Source organism: Mycobacterium appelbergii, assembly GCF_032883035.1.
GTDB lineage: Bacteria > Actinomycetota > Actinomycetes > Mycobacteriales > Mycobacteriaceae > Mycobacterium > Mycobacterium appelbergii.
On record NZ_JAMQTH010000009.1, the window covers coordinates 305,845 to 325,217 of the forward strand.

Annotated in this window: 19 protein-coding genes and 1 tRNA gene; 10 read left to right on the forward strand and 10 right to left on the reverse strand. The window is 66.8% G+C overall.

Translation table 11 applies throughout. The annotated features are described in order from the left end of the window. Nucleotides 1–26 precede the first annotated feature (26 nt). From M1247_RS22300 to M1247_RS22310, 3 genes are read right to left on the reverse strand one after another with little or no spacing between them, the layout of a single operon-like run. Nucleotides 27–635: a DUF7158 domain-containing protein gene (locus tag M1247_RS22300; RefSeq protein WP_317158547.1), complete on the reverse strand. Its 609-nt coding sequence runs from the start codon at nt 633–635 to the stop codon at nt 27–29. After that, on the reverse strand, nt 632–4,771 hold the full coding sequence (locus tag M1247_RS22305) for a glycoside hydrolase family 38 N-terminal domain-containing protein (RefSeq protein WP_317158548.1): 4,140 nt from the start codon (nt 4,769–4,771) through the stop codon (nt 632–634). The genes M1247_RS22300 and M1247_RS22305 overlap by 4 nt, the downstream gene beginning before the upstream one ends. Before the next feature lie 18 nt (nt 4,772–4,789). After that, nucleotides 4,790–5,548 (reverse strand): endonuclease/exonuclease/phosphatase family protein, encoded by a 759-nt coding sequence (locus tag M1247_RS22310; protein ID WP_317158549.1) that lies wholly within the window; start codon nt 5,546–5,548, stop codon nt 4,790–4,792. Nucleotides 5,549–5,595: 47 nt separating this feature from the next. Between M1247_RS22310 and M1247_RS22315 the strand changes: the two genes are divergently transcribed. Beyond that, nucleotides 5,596–6,144, forward strand: a complete 549-nt coding sequence (locus M1247_RS22315) for a nucleotidyltransferase (protein ID WP_317158550.1) — start codon at nt 5,596–5,598, stop codon at nt 6,142–6,144. Between the two features lie 80 nt (nt 6,145–6,224). Here the strand turns inward: M1247_RS22315 and M1247_RS22320 are convergent, their stop codons facing one another. After that, nucleotides 6,225–7,193, reverse strand: a complete 969-nt coding sequence (locus M1247_RS22320; protein ID WP_317158551.1) for a helix-turn-helix transcriptional regulator — start codon at nt 7,191–7,193, stop codon at nt 6,225–6,227. A gap of 61 nt (nt 7,194–7,254) precedes the next feature. Between M1247_RS22320 and M1247_RS22325 the strand changes: the two genes are divergently transcribed. Together M1247_RS22325 and M1247_RS22330 are read left to right on the forward strand one after the other, a co-directional pair. After that, nucleotides 7,255–7,779 (forward strand): DinB family protein, encoded by a 525-nt coding sequence (locus M1247_RS22325; RefSeq protein ID WP_317158552.1) that lies wholly within the window; start codon nt 7,255–7,257, stop codon nt 7,777–7,779. A 3-nt stretch (nt 7,780–7,782) separates the two neighbouring features. Beyond that, entirely contained in the window at nt 7,783–8,385 is a 603-nt protein-coding gene (locus M1247_RS22330; protein WP_317158553.1) for a DinB family protein, read from the forward strand. On the opposite strand, the gene M1247_RS22335 is transcribed toward M1247_RS22330, so the two are convergent. Beyond that, complete coding sequence (locus M1247_RS22335; protein ID WP_317158554.1) at nt 8,382–8,993, reverse strand: TetR/AcrR family transcriptional regulator; 612 nt, start codon at nt 8,991–8,993, stop codon at nt 8,382–8,384. The genes M1247_RS22330 and M1247_RS22335 overlap by 4 nt on opposite strands. Nucleotides 8,994–9,071: 78 nt before the next feature. On the opposite strand from M1247_RS22335, the gene M1247_RS22340 reads away from it, so the two are divergent. From M1247_RS22340 to M1247_RS22370, 7 genes are all read left to right on the forward strand, one after another. Next, on the forward strand, nt 9,072–10,067 hold the full coding sequence (locus tag M1247_RS22340; RefSeq protein ID WP_317158555.1) for an oxygenase MpaB family protein: 996 nt from the start codon (nt 9,072–9,074) through the stop codon (nt 10,065–10,067). A 53-nt stretch (nt 10,068–10,120) separates the two neighbouring features. Then, nucleotides 10,121–11,488, forward strand: a complete 1,368-nt coding sequence (locus M1247_RS22345) for an ABC1 kinase family protein (protein ID WP_317158556.1) — start codon at nt 10,121–10,123, stop codon at nt 11,486–11,488. Further along, nucleotides 11,489–12,406 carry an alpha/beta fold hydrolase gene (locus tag M1247_RS22350; protein WP_317158557.1) on the forward strand — a complete coding sequence of 306 codons (918 nt, stop codon included), beginning with the start codon at nt 11,489–11,491 and terminating at the stop codon, nt 12,404–12,406. A 164-nt stretch (nt 12,407–12,570) separates the two neighbouring features. After that, nucleotides 12,571–13,443 carry a cyclopropane mycolic acid synthase family methyltransferase gene (locus M1247_RS22355; protein WP_317158558.1) on the forward strand — a complete coding sequence of 291 codons (873 nt, stop codon included), beginning with the start codon at nt 12,571–12,573 and terminating at the stop codon, nt 13,441–13,443. Between the two features lie 192 nt (nt 13,444–13,635). Next, complete coding sequence (locus M1247_RS22360) at nt 13,636–14,496, forward strand: cyclopropane mycolic acid synthase family methyltransferase (protein WP_317158559.1); 861 nt, start codon at nt 13,636–13,638, stop codon at nt 14,494–14,496. Between the two features lie 95 nt (nt 14,497–14,591). Continuing rightward, nucleotides 14,592–15,287 carry a YciI family protein gene (locus M1247_RS22365; protein ID WP_317158560.1) on the forward strand — a complete coding sequence of 232 codons (696 nt, stop codon included), beginning with the start codon at nt 14,592–14,594 and terminating at the stop codon, nt 15,285–15,287. A gap of 7 nt (nt 15,288–15,294) precedes the next feature. After that, entirely contained in the window at nt 15,295–16,518 is a 1,224-nt protein-coding gene (locus M1247_RS22370) for an RNA polymerase sigma factor (RefSeq protein ID WP_317158561.1), read from the forward strand. An 88-nt stretch (nt 16,519–16,606) separates the two neighbouring features. On the opposite strand, the gene rplA is transcribed toward M1247_RS22370, so the two are convergent. The 5 genes from rplA to M1247_RS22395 form a co-directional block, all read right to left on the reverse strand. After that, on the reverse strand, nt 16,607–17,314 hold the full coding sequence (gene rplA, locus M1247_RS22375) for a 50S ribosomal protein L1 (protein ID WP_317158562.1): 708 nt from the start codon (nt 17,312–17,314) through the stop codon (nt 16,607–16,609). Between the two features lie 81 nt (nt 17,315–17,395). Beyond that, a complete protein-coding gene (gene rplK / locus M1247_RS22380; protein WP_317158563.1) occupies nt 17,396–17,824 on the reverse strand; it encodes a 50S ribosomal protein L11 in 429 nt (142 codons plus the stop codon). A 52-nt stretch (nt 17,825–17,876) separates the two neighbouring features. Further along, a complete protein-coding gene (gene nusG, locus M1247_RS22385; protein WP_317158564.1) occupies nt 17,877–18,731 on the reverse strand; it encodes a transcription termination/antitermination protein NusG in 855 nt (284 codons plus the stop codon). Nucleotides 18,732–18,756: 25 nt separating this feature from the next. After that, the gene (gene secE / locus M1247_RS22390; RefSeq protein WP_317158565.1) at nt 18,757–19,212 is read right to left on the reverse strand and encodes a preprotein translocase subunit SecE; all 456 of its coding nucleotides are present in this window, start codon (nt 19,210–19,212) and stop codon (nt 18,757–18,759) included. Nucleotides 19,213–19,289: 77 nt separating this feature from the next. Further along, nucleotides 19,290–19,362: transfer RNA gene (locus tag M1247_RS22395), tRNA-Trp, on the reverse strand. Between the last annotated feature and the right edge of the window lie 11 nt (nt 19,363–19,373).

The following is a 19,373-nucleotide window of genomic DNA, read 5'->3' on the forward strand; positions in this document are numbered from 1 at the left end:
CCATCTCTTCTTCGCGCAAGCGCTCATCAGTGCCTGTGGGTGTTGTCGGGCTGACGCGGATCACCAGGATGCTCGTAGCCGGGCGCCAGTTCGACCAGCGCAGCGCAGCGGGCGTCCAGCCACAGTCGGAATGCGCGGCGGCGGGCGGCGGCCAGCAATGTGGCGGCGATGCGATCGCGGACCTCGGCCAGTGTCGGCGCCACCGGCGCACCCAGCCAACCCTGCTGCGCCACCGCTGATTTCGCCGCGAAACGCAGCGGGTTGCGGGCATGGTAGGCGGCGACCTCGTCGTCGGTCACGTCGACGCCGGCGGTGACCTCGACGAACACCGCGCGGGCCAACGGCGCGGCCAGTGTCGAGGCGGCAACGCTGCCGATCTCCAACCGTGCCGCAGTGTCCGGCAGCAGGACATTCTCGGGGACATCGGAATCCCGCAGACCCCGCGCGACCGCCTCGGCGGCGACCACCCGTTCAGCGACGATCAACTGTGTCAGCCAGCGGCGCAGTTGACGCCCCTCACTGGTGTCGGGTCGCGGCAGCGCCGACGCGAGGCGCGACTGCCGCAGCTCGGTCTCCCGCCGGTCAATCTCGTTGACCAGCACCGGATTCCCGCAAACCCGTGCGGCCACCCTCATCGCACCGTCACCTTCACCGCGGGTGAGTAGAGCAGCCTGCCGGCACAGCCGATGCGGATCAGCGCCCACCACTGCCCGGGCTCGACCCACGCCGGTGGGGCAACGTCGAACTCGATCCGGGTGCTCCCGCCTGCAGGCAGGTGCACGCCCACCGCCGCGGGCCCGATCCAGTCCCATGTGCCCCAGGGACTGATGAGGTGGGCCTCGGCGGCCAGGTCGCTGCGGGCACCGGTGCCCACGGTGATCGACAACCGCGCCGTTTCACCGGCTCGGACATCGACGGGTTCGGGTTCGGCAAGCAACGTCAACAGTTCCACCGCCGGCTCGCCGACGGTGACCACACAGACGTCTTCGACGGGTTGGCGCCACGATGGCGGCAGCGTCGCACAATCACCGCCGGTGACGGTGAGCTCGGCGCGGACAGGATAGACACCGGGGTCGGCGCCGGCCGGGATCCTCAGCGTCACCTCGGTTTCCAGATGTTCATCCGGTGGCAGCACGAACGGCAGTTCGGCAGGCTCGGCCGTCCAGCCGGGTGGCACAATCAGCCTGACCCGGCCGCGCAGGGCGGCATCGGTGCAGTCACTGGCAGCGGTGAGCCGCACCACGACCTGTGAGACCGGTTCTGCGGCAAAGCTTTCCGGGTGCACATACGCGACAGCGGGGAGGCCGCCCAACGGTGCGGGGCCGCGATTGTGCAGCCAGTACCGGGCGTAGAGCGGTTGGGCGGCCTCGGCCTCGGGGGCCAGCTCCCGATGATCGGCACGCAGCACCGGCGGCAGGTTGAGTCGCGTCGCCAGCGTGGCGATCTCATACCCGTGCAGGGTGAGCCGATCGGATTCCACCGGCCGCGGGCCCGCCTCCTCGAGCACGTTGAGGTGCGCCGCGGCTGAGACCGCCCGAAGTCCCGACCGGATCGTCACCTCTGTTGTCCTGCCCGCCATTTCCACCAGTCGCACCGTGATGCCGTCGTTCGGGTCGACACCGCGCGCGCTCCCGGAGGCCAACGGATTGCCCGCAGCCTTCAACGCGCCGAGTTGCACGGTGCCCGCCGGCTCGATTTCCAGCAGGGAACCCCACGACGGCAGCCCTCCGCCTTGGGAGGCGTTGGCCGCAATGCCGAGCAGCGGTCGACTGAACTCGGCACTTCGGGCCGCGACACCCACGTCCCGCCAGTCACCGTCGCCGGCCACCAGCGCGTAATCGAAGGTGTGCGTCCAGTGCTGCAGCTGGAAGTTGGAGCCGTCCGGTGCGGTACGCCGCGGCGGGTCGATCCAGGTGCCCGACGGCCAACCGGTGCAGGACCGCATGAGGGAGGTGTGCAGGGTGCCGTCGGGGTCGACGGCGAAGCTGGGCACCCCACGGTTGAGCACCGCCACCGTGCGCGGTTCGAACGGTTCCGTGGCGGCGGGCACCTGTTGGTCGACGACGATCTCGGCGGCACCCAACTCGTCGACCACGGCGCCCAGCCCGCCAACCAGGATGAGCACCGGGAGGTCCCGGACACCGCGAAGATCGGCGCCGGGAATCCACTGCTGAGCCAGCGGTGCGGTGGCGGGTACCCACACCCGCGCCGAGCCGGTCCGGTCGAGCTGACGCTTGAGTTCGTCGGTGTAGGCGATGTCTGCTGCTGCGAGAACTGCTGCGGTGAAATAGTTCTCGTCAGGACCGCCGACCGCGAAACGGGTATCGGGCAGGTTGGAATCCACGGTGAGATCGCCGTAGCGGGGCCGGTCGTCGCTGCTGCAGGTGGCGGTCACACCGGCTCGCACCAGTGCCACCATCAGGTCGCGGGAGGCGGCGGTGTCGGCGGTGATCACCTCGGCCACCGATACCGCCCGCACCGCGTCGTCTCCGATGCGGATCCGGGTGGCCGAGGACAATCCGAACCAGCCGTAAGCCGGATTGTCCAGTGTCCACGGATGTTGCGCGGCATCCACGGCATCGCGGGCGCCGTCGGTGTGCAGCAACCCGAAGCCACGGCCGATGACCGCATCGCCGACCTCACTCACGGGCAGTGCCCCCGGCACCGGGCAGGGCCAGCGCAGCCGCAACAACCGGTCCTCCCCGACGAATTCGTCGATGACGGTGCGGCAGTCGACCCGGTCCAGGCCTGCCCACAGGGTGATGTGCTGGGTGTAGCGCAGCAGCCCTTCGATCCGGCCGCGCACCACCACCCGCTGACCCAATGCGCTTCGGTAGCACGCGATATCGTCGGCCGGTACTGCTGAGGAGCACACCACCGGCCCCTTGGGCAGCAGGTGCCACGGGCCCTCACCGGATTCCGGGTGCGCCGGATACTCGTCATAGACGGCCAGTTCATTGCCGAGGGCACCCCCGGCGATGAGTTCACGACCGTCGCGCATCAGCGAACTGACCGCGCCACCGCGGTCGGGATCCACCTCCACCCGGTAGCGCTCGTTGGCAATACCGGTGCCGCCCATCGGTTCCCATCCCGACGCGGCGCCCGCGGCAAGCTGGTACGCACGCCAGCCCAGTGACGGCACGTCACGCGCCAGCCAGCTCACCGTCCTGCCGTCATCGGCGACCAGTGCAGGCACCTCGGCCCCGTCGGCAGCCAGTACCGCACCGGTGAACGGCTCCTCAAGGTGCACGGTCACGATGTCGGTACGGTTGTGCGCCACGGTGTTCCACACCACGATGGAACCGTCGACAGCTTCGGACAACACCGCCAGCGCGTTGTCGCGGGCGGTGGTTCCGAGTTCCCACGCGTCGCGCCATCCGGTCAGCAGGTCGAGGTAGACCTGGTCGGATTCCGAGCCGGTGATGGCGTCGTGGTGGGCGCCGTATGCCAATTGCACCCACGCCTTGGCCAACGCCGCCTGCGGGTAACTGGCCCCGCCGAGCAGGCCGGCGAACACCGCGAACCGCTCGGCGTCGAGCACAGCGTCCTCGGCGGCGCGGTTGGCCTGTTTGGTGTCGATGTAGGAGACATCCTTGCCGGTGTAGATCGGATTCATGTCCCGGGTCTGCGGTGACGGTGTGATGCCACGCTCATCGAGTTCGGTGCGCACCGCGGAGAAGAACTCGCTGGGCAGGGCGCACACGAACCTGGGCCAGACATAGCGCGAATTCCAGTCCCGGTGAATCTGGGTGACCCACTTGTTCGGCGGGGTGTAGTCGGTACCGACCGGTAGCAGCACATTGCGGGTCAATGCCACGCGCTTGAGTTTGGTGAACAGCGCGTAGGTGGACTCTTCGGCCTCGGCCAGCGACGCCGACGAGTCCATCCACCACCCTGCCGAGTAATGCGCGGGCATGTAGTGGGTGAGCAGCCCGCGGCCCGACGGCGCAATCCACTCGAATTCACTGGCAAACTGCATACGTTCGGGGTCGCCGTCATTCTGCATCGGCCCCCACTGGTGATGTGGACCGCGCGCCCATGAGCTGGAGGTCAGGCCGGCATCGGCAGCCATGCCAGGAAATTGCGGGTCGTGCCCGAACACGTCGAGCTGCCATGCGGTCGCCGGCTCGGCCCCGAGCACCTCGCGCTGGAAGCCCATGCCGTGGACGAAATTCCGGATCGCCGTCTCCGGACTGGTGAGGTTGGTGTTGGGCTCGTTGTAGGTGCCGCCCATGATCTCGACCCGGCCGTCGGCGATGAACCGGCGCAGGTCGGCACGGTCCTCGGGGTGTGCGTCCCAGTGTGGTTTGAGATAGTCCACCTCGGCCAGCACAAACTTGTATTCCGGCTCCCGGCGGGCCATTTCGAGGTGGGCGTGCACCAGGTCGAAGCTGTGCGTCTGTCTGCACTGTCCGGGCGGGTCCTCGGTCCACACACTGGTGTAGGCGGCCTGGGTGTTCCACCACACCGGGTCGTAGTGGAAGTGGCTGATCAGGTACATGGTCCAGCCGGGTTCGGCGACGGTGAACTCGAATGCGATGTCGCCGACCTGCGCTCGCCGCACCTCACCGGGTACCGGACGTTCGACGACGACGGGCACCTCCAGCACACCGTCGCCCGGCGGCACGGGCGCCGCACCGGACAGGCCGTCGCCGTGCACCCGCACCGAACTGCCCGGCACACCACCGGTGTAGGTCACCCGGACCAGTTGCCGGGGCGCATCGGCCGGTCCGGCGAACAGCTCCGTCGTCTCCGCTGACGTGACGTGCACCCCAGAAACCCTACGGCGTCAGGGCCCTGAAATGTCCGCGACAAGCGCGCGATGATCGGAAATGGGCAGCAGCGGAGCGGCGCACGTCGTCATTCGCAGGGCGTTGTCGTCGGTCAGGATGTGGTCGAGCTGGCGGTCCGGGTCGTCGGCGGGGAAGGTCGGCGCCGACCCGAGCGCACGCCACCGCGTCGGTCGCCCCGGACCCATGTTGAGGTCGCCCATGAGCAGCCGCGGCCCCGGGAAGCCGCGCAGATCGCGGACCAGGTGGCGCAGCTGCACCCGGTTCCAGCCGGGCACGAAGGACAGGTGGGTGTTGGCCACGGTCAGCGTTCCCAGCGGGGTGTCCATCCGGGCGACTACGGCGGCGCGCGGTTCCTCGTGCACCATCCGGACCCCGTGCACGGCGGGCAGGTACATCGGGAATCTCACCGGTATCCGCGGCAGCCGCAGCACCTGCCAGTTCTCGACGGGGAAGCGCGACAGCAGCGCGATGCCGTAGGCGGCGGTGCCCGGTTGCTCGCGGCCGGTGGCTGCCATCCACGTCGCCCCCGGTGTGCCCGAGATCGCGGCGACGAAGCGGTGCTCGACCGCGTGCATGGCGTCGGCGGCCACGGCGGTCAGGTCGGCCTTGCCCGACCGCGGCTGGTCGAGGTCGACTTCCTGCAGCGCAAGGATGTCCGCGTCGAGTTCGGCGACCGCGGCAGCGATCCTGCCCAGGTCGACATCGCCTTCCCGAACGCTTCGCCCGTGCAGAATGTTGAAGGTGGCTACCCGCATGGGTACTTGGTACCCATAGGGACTGCCCTTTGACACCGGGATGGCACATGCTCGCTCGAAATGAGGAACTGCGGGAGGCGCTCAAACGCGCTGCTTCCGCGCTCAAGGCGCATGGACCGGACTTCGCGTTGGCGGGCAGTTACGCGCTCTGGGCTTATGGCGGCCCGGAACCCGTGCACGATGTGGATTTCGTCGTCACCGAGCCCGATGCCGATGCGGCGGCGGTGACGCTGCAGAAGGCCGGGTTCCGGATCATCCGGACCCCCGAGGACTGGCTGTTCAAGGCCTACGCCGGTGACGACGTCGTGGTGGATGTGCTCTATCAACTCAACGGTGTGCCGGTGGACGGTGCGGCGTTGCGGCAGGCCGACGTGCTCGATGTGCTGGCCATCCGGATGCCGGTGCTGCCGCCCACCGCGGTCGTGGTGGAGAAACTGAATTCGCTCAACGAACACCACTGCGATTTCGCCGCCCTGCTCCCTGCCGCCCGCGCGGTGCGCGAGCAGGTCGACTGGAATGTGGTCCGCGCCGCCACCGCCGACAACGATTTCGCGGCGGCCTTCCTGATGCTCACCGACCGGCTCGGCATCACCTGACTTTCCCCCGCGAACTTTCCCCCGCGAACTTTCCCCGCGAGCAGACGCTGCGGTACCCGTCGCGGCACGATTTGCGGTACCTAGGTGTCTGCTCGGCCGGGGGAGGCCAGGCGCAGGCGCTCGGCGACGGTGTGAACGGCCGCGCGGACCTCCGGCGGGTCGAGCACCTCGAAGGCGTGGCCGACGGTGGCGAAGTGCAGCACCATGCGTTCGGGATCGTCGGCGCCGGCGGTGACAATGCAGGCATCCGGCCCGTCGGCCTCCACGGTGGCCGAAGTAGGTGGAAACACTTGCGCCACAACCTCTTGCGGCGCAAAGTAACGCACGCGGGCCACATAGCGGTATGGCGACGCACTGATCGCACGCCGGACATAAGTGGCCGCATCGGGCGCCTCGCGGGCCACGAAGGTGCTGCCGAGGGCCCGCACGTCGGCCATCCGGTCCAGTCGCAGGGTGCGCCAGTCGCTGCGGTCCCGGTCGTAGGCCATCAGATACCAGCGCCTGCCCGTGGTCACCAGCTGGTAGGGCTCGAGGCGCCGTTGCGTGTTGTTGCCGCGGATGTCGGTGTAACCGGCGCTGACGTGTTCGTGGTCCCGGCAGGCCCGGGCCAGGGTCATCAGCACGTCGGGTTCCACCGGGGTGTCCGACGCGTTGGGCGCCAGCGTCACGGTCGCGTCGTGCACCGCGGAAACCTGCGAGCGCAGCCGGGCCGGCATGACCTGATCGAGTTTGGACAGGGCCCGCAACGCCGATTCACCGACGCCGGCCACGCTGCCGCCTGCCGCCAGGCGCAGGCACACGGCCATCGCGACGGCCTCGTCCGGGTCCAGCAGCAGAGGGGGCAACGCGGCTCCGGCGCCGAGTTGGTACCCGCCGCCATGGCCCTTGCTGGCGTGCACCGGATAGCCGAGCTCGCGCAGCCGCTCGACGTCGCGGCGGACGCTGCGGCCGGTCACGCCGAGTCGCTGCGCCAGTTCGGCCCCGGACCAGGCCCGACGCGACTGCAGCAGGCCGAGCAACTGCAGCACCCGGCTCGTGGTTTCCGACACGAACCCAGTCTGCCGCAGTCTTAGGACCAAAACTGTCCTATATGGCTGTCAGGGTGGGGGCATGCGAATCGAACTACTGACCGACCAGTTGGATTTCCACTGGACGCACCAGTTACGCCCGCGACTCGACGGCCTCACCGACGATGAGTACTTCTGGGCGCCGGTGCCGGGCTGCTGGACCGTGCATCCCGACGGCGGCATCGACTTCAGCTACCCGCCGCCGGATCCCGAACCCTTCACGACCATTGCCTGGCGGCTGGCCCACGTCATCGTCGGGGTGTTCGCGATGCGCAACCATTCACATTTCGGCGGACCGCCGGCGGACTACCAGTCCTGGCCCTACGCCACCGATGCCGCGACCGCGTTGGGCCAACTCGACGACGCATACCGAAATTGGATCGACGGCGCCAGGGCGCTGAGCGAGGATGATCTGGACCGCCCGGTCGGCCCGGCCGAGGGTCCGTGGGCCGAGCATCCGATGGCCGAACTGGTCCTGCACATCAACCGGGAGGTCATTCATCACGGCGCCGAAATAGCCTGCATCCGAGATCTTTACGCACACACCCACAACACCGAGGAGAACTGAACGATGCCCGGAATGCCCCCGCCCGCCGCCGACGAACGCCAGACCCTGCTCAACTTCCTCGCCTTTCAGCAGAACGCGTTCTTCGCGGTCAGCTACGGGCTCTCCGACGAGCAGGCCCGTGCGACGCCGTCGGTGAGCGCGCTGTCGATCGGCGGCCTGATCAAGCACGCCACCGGGGTGCAGCGCGGCTGGGTGAACCGGGTCACCTCGGCACCCGATTTCCCACCGCCGGATCCCCGCCCGATGGAAGAGGTCATGGCCGAGTACGCCGACCAGTACCTGATGCGCGACGACGAGACCCTCGACCAACTGCTCGCCGCACTGAAGGCGCAGAACGCCGACACGCTGCGGGCGTTTGCCGAAGCGGATCTGGCCGCGCCGGTCCCGGTGCCGCACGACGTCCCGTGGTTCCCCAAGGACATCGACAACTGGTCGGTGCGGTGGGGCGCGATGCATCTGGTCGAGGAACTTGCCCGGCACGCCGGGCACGCCGACATCATCCGCGAATCCATCGACGGCGCAACGATGTACGAGTTGATGGCCGGCATCGAAGGGTGGCCGGAGACCGACTGGATCAAGCCGTGGCGGGCGCAGGCGACGGCTTAACGACCCAGCACCAGTCGCAGCGCGTAATCAACCACCACGTCCAGGTCGTCGCCCAGGTTGCCTGCCAGCCATTGCTGGGCCAGCTCGGCCATGGCGCCGGTATACATCGCGGCGCCGACCTGGGCGGCGACGGGATCCGAGCCGGGGTTGAGCCGGCCCCCCTCGTTGAGGACCGCCTCCCGCAGCAGGTCCTGGGTGGCTGCGCGCCGCGCGGCCAGCACCGGGTTGGCCCGCGCATCGGTGAACAGCACCCGGCCGCGGCGGGGGTCGGCCGAGCTGAAGCCCAGCACCGCGGCGATGCCCGCCCGGGTACGCGCGGTCACCGACTCCCCCGCGGCCGTCATCGCAGCCTCGACATCGGTCGCCAGCAGACCACTGACCTCGTCGTAAACCGCACCGAGCAGGTCATCGGTGTCGGCGAAGCTCTCGTAGAAGTACCGCGTGTTCAGGCCACATTCGCGGCATATCGATCGCACCGACAGCGCGGCCTCGCCACCGGAACCGAACAGGGCGAACGCGGCGTCGACGAGGATTCCGCGGCGTTCTGCGCGCCGGTCGTCGAGCGACACGCCTGCCCATCGGGTCGGAGTGGACGGCGGGGTGGACACGACCTCAGCCTAAGTCTGGTCACGGCTGTAACCAAAATGTATTCTGGCTACACCTGTAACCAGAAAGGGGAACCCGGCGTGGACCTGCCGCACCAAATCCTCGAGCAGACGCTGCAACGAAAGTTCGATCAGGACATCCGGCAGCACTACTTCCGCGGCATGGAGTTCGCCGGGCCTGCCGGCGACCCCGGCTGGTTCGGGCCGGGCAGTGCGGTCTGGCACGTCCACTCCCACACCGAGGCCCTGATCTTCGGCCTGCAGTGCGCGGCCTACCTGGAACGCCTCGACCCGTCGATCTACTGGATGGGCATGCACCACTCCCGGCTGGTCAAGCGGGACCCAGATGGCAACGGCATACCGGTCATCGATCCCAAGGGCGCGGCCGTGCGACTCGGGCATTCCATCGCCTTCTTCATCGGGACCGCCTACGGCAACACCGAGACCGCCGAACGGATGGCGAAGATGGTTCGCGCGATGCACCACACCATCAAGGGCACCCGCCCCGACGGTGCGGTCTACGACGCCGACGACCCGGACTGGCTGCGCTGGAATTACGCCACCGTGGTGTGGGGGCTGGCCACCGCCCACGAGATCTATCATCCGAACCCGTTGCGCGGTAAGAAACTTGACCGCTACTACGGCGAGTTCGTGCGCGTCGGACACGCACTCGGCGGCACCGATCTGCCGGCCACCAAAGCCGACACTCTGGAGTGTCTGCGCTCCTACCTGCCGAAACTTGCCCTCACCCACGGCGCGGCCATGGCCACCGGCTCCAACCTGGGGATGCCGCAGAGCGCGGTGGACTGGGCCATCCGCGACACCATGCCGAAATGGGCCAAGCAACTGATCGGGCACACCAACCCCAACCCCATCGAGCGGGCGGGGCGCCGCGCCATCGTCTGGTCGATCATCAACGGTCTGCACTCCGCCGCAGGAGCCGCGCCGGAGTTCCGGGCGGCGCAGAAACGGGTCGCGGGCGGCACCACCGTGGCGCACACCGAGCCGACCTACGTGCTGGGCAGTGACGAGGTGCTCAGCCGTGACGAGATCGAACGCAACTTCGCCGGTGTGTGACGCCCGCCACGTATTTTTTTGCGGTACCGCGGGTTTTGAGACACTGTGCAGTTATGAGTACTACGCCGCCGAAGACCAAGCACCGTGAGGTGGCCAGGTTGGACCGGGTTCCCCTGCCCGTCGAGGCTGCGCGTATCGGCGCGACGGGGTGGCAGATAACCCGGACCGGCGTCCGCGTCGTCACCAATCTGATGGGTGGCGGCTCTCTGCAGCAGAAGATCGTCAAGCAGGTGCCCAAGACGTTCTCCGATCTGGGCCCCACCTACGTCAAATTCGGTCAGATCATCGCGTCCAGCCCGGGTGCCTTCGGCGAGCCCCTGAGCCGCGAGTTCCGCAGCCTGCTCGACCGGGTCCCTCCCGCCGACGGCGCCGAGGTGCAGAAGCTGCTCCGCGAGGAGCTCGGCGACGATCCCCACACGCTGTTCGCCTCATTTGACGATAAACCGTTCGCGTCGGCCTCGATCGCCCAGGTGCACTACGCGACCCTGCACAGCGGCGAAGAGGTGGTGGTCAAGATCCAGCGTCCCGGCATCCGCCGCCGGGTCGCCGCCGACCTGCAAATTCTCAAGCGCGGCGCGCAGCTCGTCGAGCTCGCCAAGCTGGGCCGGCGGCTGTCCGCACAGGATGTGGTTGCCGACTTCGCCGACAACCTGGCCGAGGAACTCGACTTCCGCCTCGAAGCGCAGTCGATGGACGCCTGGGTGTCACACATGCACTCCTCGCCGCTCGGCGAGAACATCCGGGTGCCGCAGGTGTACTGGGATCTGACCAGCCAGCGCGTGCTGACCATGGAGCGGGTATCGGGGGTCCGCATCGATGACGTGGCCGCCATCCGCAAAGCCGGCTTCGACGGCACCGAACTGGTGAAGGCCCTGCTGTTCAGCGTCTTCGAGGGCGGTTTGCGTCACGGGTTGTTCCACGGCGACCTCCACGCCGGCAATCTGTACGTCGACGCCGACGGCAAGATCGTGTTCTTCGACTTCGGCATCATGGGCCGGATAGACCCCAGAACCCGCTGGTTGTTGCGCGAACTCGTCTATGCCCTGCTGGTCAAGAAGGACCATGCCGCCGCGGGCAAGATCGTGGTGATGATGGGGGCCGTGGGGACCGTGAAACCCGAGGGTGAGGCCGCCAAGGATCTGGAGGCATTTGCCACCCCGCTGACGATGAAGTCGCTGGGCGATATGTCATACGCGGAAATCGGAAAGCAGCTCTCGGCCCTCGCCGACGCCTACGACGTCAAGCTGCCTCGCGAACTCGTCCTGATCGGCAAACAATTCCTCTACGTCGAGCGGTACATGAAGCTGCTGGCCCCGAAGTGGCAGATGATGAACGACCCGCAGCTCACCGGCTACTTCGCCAACTTCATGGTCGAAGTCAGCCGCGAGCGCAAGGTCGACGCCAACGGGGCCGACGCGTAGATGGAGATTCGGACGGGTACCGCCCGGGCCGGCGATGCCGACAACCCCATCGACATCTACTACGAGGACATGGGCGACCCCAACGATCCGGCGGTGCTGCTGATCATGGGCCTCGGCGCCCAATTGTTGATGTGGCGCAAGGGTTTCTGCGAGAAGCTGGTCGACCAGGGCCTGCGGGTGATCCGGTACGACAACCGCGACGTCGGCCTGTCCACCAAGATGCACGGCGCCCGCGTCGATACTCCGCTGCCGATCCGGCTGGTGCGCTCGTTCTTCGGGCTGCGCAGCCCCTCGGTGTACACCCTGGAAGACGTCGCCGACGACGCAGCGGCGCTGCTGGATCACCTGTCCATCGAGACCGCGCACATTGTCGGCGGGTCGATGGGCGGGATGATCGCCCAGGTGTTCGCATCGCAGTACCCACAGCGCACCAAGACCCTCGCGGTGATCTTCTCCAGCAACAATCAGCCGTTCCTGCCACCGCCCGGGATCAGACAACTCTTGTCGGTGATCAACGGTCCGCCGGCAGGTTCATCGCGAGATGTCATCCTCGACAACGCCGTTCGCGTCAACAAGATCAACGGAAGCCCCGCTTACCCGGCGCCCGAGGAACGCATCCGCGCCGAGGCAGCCGAACTCTACGACCGCGCCTACTATCCGGCGGGCATCGCACGGCATTTCGGGGCCATCCTGGGCAGCGGCAGCCTGTTGCCCCATGACCGGCGGATCACCGCGCCGACGGTGGTCATCCACGGTCGGGCCGACCGGTTGATGCGGCCGTGTGGGGGACGCGCGGTGGCACGGGCCATCGCCGGCGCGCGACTGGTACTCATCGACGGCATGGGCCATGAGCTACCGGAACCTGTGTGGGATGAGGTCGTGGGCGAGCTGAAGACCAACTTCGCCAGCAACGGATAAGTATGTGACTGTGCAACATTGACGCACGCGTACGAAATTCGCCGCTCGCCGCAGCCTCGGTAGCTACAGAATCGCGGTCTACGCTGTGCAACAGCATGCTGGGGGCCATGCAGGAACCGTTTGGCAGCCTGTGCGGCTCTCCCGTCGGCTGGAGAGGAAGACGCATGGTCAAACCGCCGCAAAACCTTCAACCGCACTTCGAAGACGTTCAGGCTCATTACGACCTGTCAGACGACTTCTTCGCCTTGTTCCTGGATCCGACCAGGACCTACAGCTGCGCCTACTTCGAACGCGATGACATGACGCTCGAAGAGGCGCAGATCGCCAAGATCGATCTGTCGCTCGGCAAGTTGGGATTGCGGCCGGGTATGACGCTTCTCGACGTCGGATGCGGCTGGGGCGCCACGATGATGCGGGCACTGGACCGTTACGACGTCAACGTCGTCGGCTTGACCCTCAGCCGTAATCAACATGCGCACGTGGAGCAGCTGTTCGCCCGCTCGGACAGCCCCAGGAAGAAGCGGGTGGTGCTGGCCGGCTGGGAGCAGTTCGACGAGCCCGTGGACCGCATCGTCTCGATCGGCGCGTTCGAGCACTTCGGCCATGAACGCTACGACGACTTCTTCCGGTTCGCCCATGACGCCTTACCGGCCGACGGCGTGATGCTGCTGCACAGCATCACCGGGCTGTTACCGCAGCAGATGATCGAGCGCGGGATGCCGTTGTCGTTCGAGTTCGCGCGGTTCATCAAGTTCATGGTCACCGAGATCTTCCCGGGCGGCCGGCTGCCGTCGATCGAGAAGGTCGAGGAGCATTCGGCCGCGGCGGGGTTCACCCTGAGCCGGCGGCAATCGCTGCAGCCGCACTACGCCCGGACACTGGACCTGTGGGCAGCCGCCCTGGCCGCACATCGCGACGAGGCCATCGCGATCCAGTCCGAAGAGGTCTATAACCGTTACCAGCACTATCTCACCGGCTGCGCGAAGGCCTTCAGGGTCGGCTATATCGACGTCAACCAGTTCACCCTCACCAGGTAACCGTCGATCCACGTTTCGCTACCGCCGCGCCCGCCCCGGCGTCATCGCAGGCCCGACGGCCCCCGGGGCGTTCGGTAGACCGGCATGAGTTTGCCGTACGCACCCGCCAGCGGGTTCGGGGCAAAGGAGCTCCGACCTGCTGTAGGCTGCCAAGCGCGGGGAGAACTCTAACAGGCTTGGAGCAATTCGAACATGTCTAACCTGACGCCGAAATATGAAGAACTGCAGTCGATCTACGACATTTCGAACGAATTCTACGAACTGTTCCTCGGCCCGACAATGGGCTACACATGCGGTTACTTCGAACGCGAAGACATGACCGGCGACGAGGCACAAATCGCGAAATTCGACCTGGCCCTCGGCAAGCTCGATCTGCAGCCGGGCATGACGCTGCTCGACATCGGTTGCGGCTGGGGCGGCGGCATGGCGCGCGCGATCGAAAAGTACGACGTCAACGTCATCGGCCTGACACTTTCCGGCGAGCAGCGTGAGTACGCCATCGACAAGCTGGCCAAGATTCCCACCGAGCGCACCGTCGAGGTGCGGCTGCAGGGTTGGGAAGAGTTCGACGACAAAGTGGATCGCATCGTGTCGATCGGCGCCTTCGAACATTTCGGTTTCGAGCGCTATCCCGCATTTTTCGAAACGGCCTACAACGCATTGCCCGACGACGGCAAAATGCTGCTGCACACCATTACCGGTTTTGATTTGCGTCGGGCCAAAGAACTCGGCCTGCCAATGACATTCGAGAACGCCCGGTTCGCCAGATTCATCATGACCGAGATCTTCCCCGGCGGCCGGCTGCCCTCGGAACCGATGGTCGAGGAGAAGGCGGCCGAGGCCGGCTTCGAGGTGGCCAGGGTGCAGGAGATCGGACCGCACTACGTCAAGACCCTGAAGACCTGGGCCGACGCACTTGAGGCGCACAAGGAAGAGGCCATCGCGCTCCAGGGGCAGGTGGTCTACGACCGCTACGACAAGTACCTCAACGGCTGCCAGCGGTACTTCCGCGAGGGTTACATCAGCGTGCACCAGTTCACGTTGCAGAAGTAATTTCGCGCGACCTGTCGGATCGCGGCACCGTCATTCGTCGGATGGGTAGAGAGTGGGACAGAGGGTCCTCACTCGCTGACACTCAGGAGACGACGATGTACTACTTCGCGCTACTGATCAACCGAGAGAACGCACTCACCGCTGAACAGGGCGCTGAGGAGTTGGCGGCCTACCTGGCGTTCCACGCCAAGGCGGCGTCGGCGATTCGCGCGGGTGATGCGCTGAGCCCGGCGGCGGGTGCGGTCCGCATCTCCGGCGGTCCGGACAATCCGACGATCACCGACGGTCCGTTCGCCGAAGGCGCCGAAGTGGCCGCTGGCTACTACGTGTTCGAGGCTGACAATCTCGACGAGACCATCGCGCTGGCCCGTGATATCCCCGCGGCGAAGTACGGCGCGGTGGAGGTCTGGCCCATCGTGCACTGGCAGGCGCCCGAGCAGCCGCTCGGCAACGATTGGCTGGCACTGCTGCTCGAGCGACCGGAGGACGTCCACACACCGGGAACCGACGACTGGAATCAGCAGGCGGGCCTGCACGTCGAACTCGCCAAAACCATTGGCGACAAAACTTTGGCGGGCGCCCCGCTGCATCCACCGTCGACCGCGACCACCGTGCAGGTGCGCGACGGGAAGGTGACGCTGACCGATGGCCCGTATGTCGAAGGCGCCGAGGTGGCCAACGGCTTCTACGTGTTGCGGGCCTCCGATCGCGACGAGGCGGTCAAGCTGGCGGCGATGATTCCGGCGTCCGCCATCGAGGTCCGCCAGTTGTCGGGCGTCGCGGGCCTCTAGTCGCTCAATGGCCCAGTTGGACAGCGTCTTTCGGCGCGAATGGGGTCCGGCGGTGGCGGCGCTCGCCCGTTGGTCGGGTGACCTGTCCGTCGCCGAGGACGCTGTCCAGGAGGCCTGTGCGCAGGCGCTGAACCTGTGGCCGTCAGAAGGCGTTCCCGCCAACCCGGGTGCGTGGCTGACCACGGTGGCCCGCAACCGGGCACTGGACCGGCTGCGGCGTGAATCTGCGCGTCCCGGAAAGGAACTCGCTGCCGTGTACGAGCAGGTGGGCACATCGGGCGGCGGCGAACTGCATCCGGTGCGTGACGACGAGCTGCGCATGATGTTCACCTGCGCCCACCCGGCGCTGGACCCCGCATCGCAGCTCGCCCTGACCCTGCGGCTGATCTCGGGGCTCACCGTCACCGAGATCGCCCGGGCGCTGCTGCAGTCAGAGAGTGCCCTCGGTCAACGAATAACCAGGGCCAAGAACAAGATTCGTAAAGCAAACATCCCGTTGCGCGTGCCTCCGGCCGAGCTGCTCCCCGAGCGCACACCGCACGTACTGAGCTGCATCTATTCGGTGTTCACCGAGGGCTACTGGGCTACCGCCGGCCCGTCGGCCATCCGCGACGAACTGTGCGACGAAGGCGTGCGGCTCGCCGGGGAGTTGTGTTCGCTGATGCCCGACGAGCGGGATGCACATGCGCTGGCGGCGCTGGTGCTTCTGCACGACTCGCGGCGGCGTACCCGCGTCGACGCCGATGGCGCACTGGTGCCGCTGGACGAACAGGACCGCCGCCGCTGGGACCGCGGCCGTATCGCCCGCGGCCTGGACTGCCTGCGCCGCGCCGAAGGGGCACCCGGGCAGTACCTGCCGCAGGCGGTGATCGCGGCAGTGCACGCCACCGCCCCCGGTTGGGAGCAAACCGATTGGGCCACGATCTGCCGGGCCTACGACCGGCTCGCCGAACTCACGGATTCGCCGGTGGTACGCGTCAATCGGGCGCTTGCCGTCGGGTTCCGCGATGGCTTCGGCGCCGGACTGGCCGCCCTCGACGCGGTGGCCGACGACAGCAGGCTGTCCCGCTCGAACGTCGTGGCTACGATCCGGGCGGATCTGCTGCGGCGGTCCGGTCAGTCTGCGGCGGCCCTGCCCTGGTACCGGAATGCCCTGGAGCACAACGGCCCCGGACTTTCCGAGCCGGCCGCGGCGTTCCTGCGTCGCCGTATCGCCGAATGCGGCGGTTGAACATCGCGGTTGAACCCGGCGAGCAGACACTTATGTCCCCGACACGCCGAGCGTGCGGGGACATAAGTGTCTGCTCGCGCAGAGAAAATTACGCCTCGGTGAAGTTACGCGTGACCGAGGGATCAACCGGGATGCCCGGGCCGGTGGTCGTCGAGACGGTCACCTTCTTCAGGTAACGGCCCTTCGACGACGACGGCTTGGCGCGCAGCACCTCATCGAGTGCGGCGCCGTAGTTCTCGGCCAGCTTGGAGTCGTCGAACGACGCCTTGCCGATGATGAAGTGCAGGTTGGCCTGCTTGTCGACGCGGAAGTTGATCTTGCCGCCCTTGATGTCGGAGACGGCCTTGGCGACGTCGGGGGTGACGGTGCCGGTCTTCGGGTTCGGCATCAGACCACGCGGGCCCAGCACGCGGGCGATGCGGCCGACCTTGGCCATCTGGTCCGGGGTGGCGATCGCGGCGTCGAAGTCCAGGAAGCCGCCCTGGATCTTTTCGATCAGATCGTCGCTGCCGACCACATCGGCGCCCGCGGCGACGGCGGCCTCGGCCTTGTCGCCCACCGCGAACACCGCGACGCGGACGGTCTTGCCGGTGCCGTGCGGCAGGTTGACGGTGCCGCGGACCATCTGATCGGCCTTACGCGGATCCACGCCGAGGCGGATGGCTACCTCGACAGTGGCGTCCTGCTTCTTCGACGACGTCTCCTTGGCCAGCTTGGTGGCCTCCAGCGGCGTGTAGAGCCGGTCCTGGTCGATCTTCTCTGCGGCTTCGCGGTATGCCTTGCTGTTCTTGCTCATTGATATTCCAATCGTGTTGTTGGAGCCGTGGTCCTTCAGGCCGATGCCAGCCCTGCCACGCGTTCCGGGTTGTTCGCTTCGCTATTCGACGGTGATGCCCATCGACCGGGCAGTGCCGGCGATGATCTTCGACGCGGCGTCGATGTCGTTGGCGTTGAGGTCGGCTTTCTTGGTCTCGGCGATCTCACGCACCTGATCCCAGGTCACCTTGGCGACCTTGTTGGTGTGCGGCTCACCGGAGCCCTTCGGCACGCCAGCGGCCTTGAGCAGCAGCTTGGCGGCAGGCGGGGTCTTCAGCGCGAAGGTGAAGCTGCGGTCCTCGTAGACACTGATCTCCACGGGGATGACGTTGCCGCGCTGGCTTTCCGTCGCGGCGTTGTACGCCTTGCAGAACTCCATGATGTTCACGCCGTGCTGGCCGAGCGCGGGACCCACCGGCGGGGCGGGGTTGGCCTGCCCGGCCTGGATCTGGAGCTTGATCAGCCCGACGACTTTCTTCTTCGGGGCCATGCGAGTGGTGTTTCCTTTCTAGTGGCTTAACCCGGCCATCCCGGGTTGCCGGTTAGATCTTGGAGACCTGATTGAAGGTCAGTTCGACAGGTGTTTCGCGGCCGAAGATGGACACCAGCACCTTGAGCTTCTGTTGTTCGGCGTTGACCTCGCTGATCGAGGCGGGCAACGTCGCGAACGGTCCGTCCATGACGGTGACGGATTCGCCGACCTCGAAGTCGACCAGGATCTCCGGACGTTCCAGGCTGGCCTCGGTGGAGGCGGCAGCCGCGGTGGAAGCCGCCTTGCCTGCCTTCTTGGCGGCGCCCTGGGGCAGCAGGAACTTCACCACGTCGTCCAGCGACAGCGGCGACGGACGTGAGGTGGCGCCGACGAAGCCCGTGACGCCCGGGGTGTTGCGCACCGCGCCCCACGACTCGTCGTTGAGTTCCATGCGCACCAGGATGTAGCCCGGCAACACCTTGCGGTTGACCTGCTTGCGCTGGCCGTTCTTGATCTCGGTGACCTCTTCGGTCGGCACTTCCACCTGGAAGATGTAGTCGCCGACATCGAGGTTCTGCACGCGGGTCTCGAGGTTGGCTTTCACCTTGTTCTCGTAGCCGGCGTAGGAGTGGATGACGTACCAGTCACCTGGCTTCAGCCGCAGCTCCTTCTTGAGCGCGACGGCCGGGTCGACCTCCTCGTCCTCGGCCGGAGCGTCCTCGGCCGGAGCATCCTCGGCGGACGCATCCTCAGCGGGGGCCTCGTCGGCCGACGCGTCCTCAGCCGGGGCCTCGTCAGCGGCAGGTGCCGGTTCGGTCTGGTCAACTGTCTCGTCGACCGCTTCGTCGTCTGCCTGCGACTCGACAGCCTCGACGTCAACGGTCTCGTCGGCGAGTGTCTGCTCGTCGCCGTCGAACGTGGTCACGTTGTCAGTCCTCTCTAAATTCACGTCAGGTGCCGAACACCAGCGACACCAGTCGCGCCAGGCCGAAATCGGTGCCGGAAATCAGCGCAACCATGAACGCCAGGAAGACCAGCACCACCGTGGTGTAGCTGACCATCTGCTTGCGGTTGGGCCAGATCACCTTCCGGAGTTCGGCAACAACCTGCTTGAGGTAGTTGACGACGAACATGATCGGATTGCGCGACGGTCCGGTGTCCTTCTTGGCCTTTTTGACCTTTTTGGACTTGCCCGAGCCGTCTTTGGCGGCGTCGGTCGCTTCGGACGATTCCGTTGTGTCGGTCTCGTCTTCGCTGCCGGCCTCGACGCCCACCCCGCGACGCGACCTCTTACCGGTCGGCCTCAGCGGCTTTGTCACCACGGCGGCATGACCGGAGTCGTCCGCTTCGGTGCCAGCCCCAGCGTCAGCGTCTGCGGAGCCGAGACCTTCGCGCTCGTCGCTCACCGCATGCTCCGTTCTTCCTTGGACTGGTGTGTGTGTTCACCTTCCAGTGTGCACACGTTGTCGAGTATTCACTTGAGCAGGGGCGACAGGACTTGAACCTGCAACCTGCGGTTTTGGAGACCGCTGCTCTGCCAGTTGAGCTACGCCCCTTCAGTTGCGTC

Coding starts and splice junctions, on each gene's coding strand:
- M1247_RS22300 (WP_317158547.1), bottom strand. CDS start 635: ATGAGGGTGGCCGCACGGGTTTGCGGGAATCCGGTGCTGGTCAACGAG.
- M1247_RS22310 (WP_317158549.1), bottom strand. CDS start 5,548: ATGCGGGTAGCCACCTTCAACATTCTGCACGGGCGAAGCGTTCGGGAA.
- M1247_RS22315 (WP_317158550.1), top strand. CDS start 5,596: ATGCTCGCTCGAAATGAGGAACTGCGGGAGGCGCTCAAACGCGCTGCT.
- M1247_RS22325 (WP_317158552.1), top strand. CDS start 7,255: ATGCGAATCGAACTACTGACCGACCAGTTGGATTTCCACTGGACGCAC.
- M1247_RS22330 (WP_317158553.1), top strand. CDS start 7,783: ATGCCCGGAATGCCCCCGCCCGCCGCCGACGAACGCCAGACCCTGCTC.
- M1247_RS22345 (WP_317158556.1), top strand. CDS start 10,121: ATGAGTACTACGCCGCCGAAGACCAAGCACCGTGAGGTGGCCAGGTTG.
- M1247_RS22350 (WP_317158557.1), top strand. CDS start 11,489: ATGGAGATTCGGACGGGTACCGCCCGGGCCGGCGATGCCGACAACCCC.
- M1247_RS22355 (WP_317158558.1), top strand. CDS start 12,571: ATGGTCAAACCGCCGCAAAACCTTCAACCGCACTTCGAAGACGTTCAG.
- M1247_RS22360 (WP_317158559.1), top strand. CDS start 13,636: ATGTCTAACCTGACGCCGAAATATGAAGAACTGCAGTCGATCTACGAC.
- M1247_RS22365 (WP_317158560.1), top strand. CDS start 14,592: ATGTACTACTTCGCGCTACTGATCAACCGAGAGAACGCACTCACCGCT.
- M1247_RS22370 (WP_317158561.1), top strand. CDS start 15,295: ATGGCCCAGTTGGACAGCGTCTTTCGGCGCGAATGGGGTCCGGCGGTG.
- rplA (WP_317158562.1), bottom strand. CDS start 17,314: ATGAGCAAGAACAGCAAGGCATACCGCGAAGCCGCAGAGAAGATCGAC.
- rplK (WP_317158563.1), bottom strand. CDS start 17,824: ATGGCCCCGAAGAAGAAAGTCGTCGGGCTGATCAAGCTCCAGATCCAG.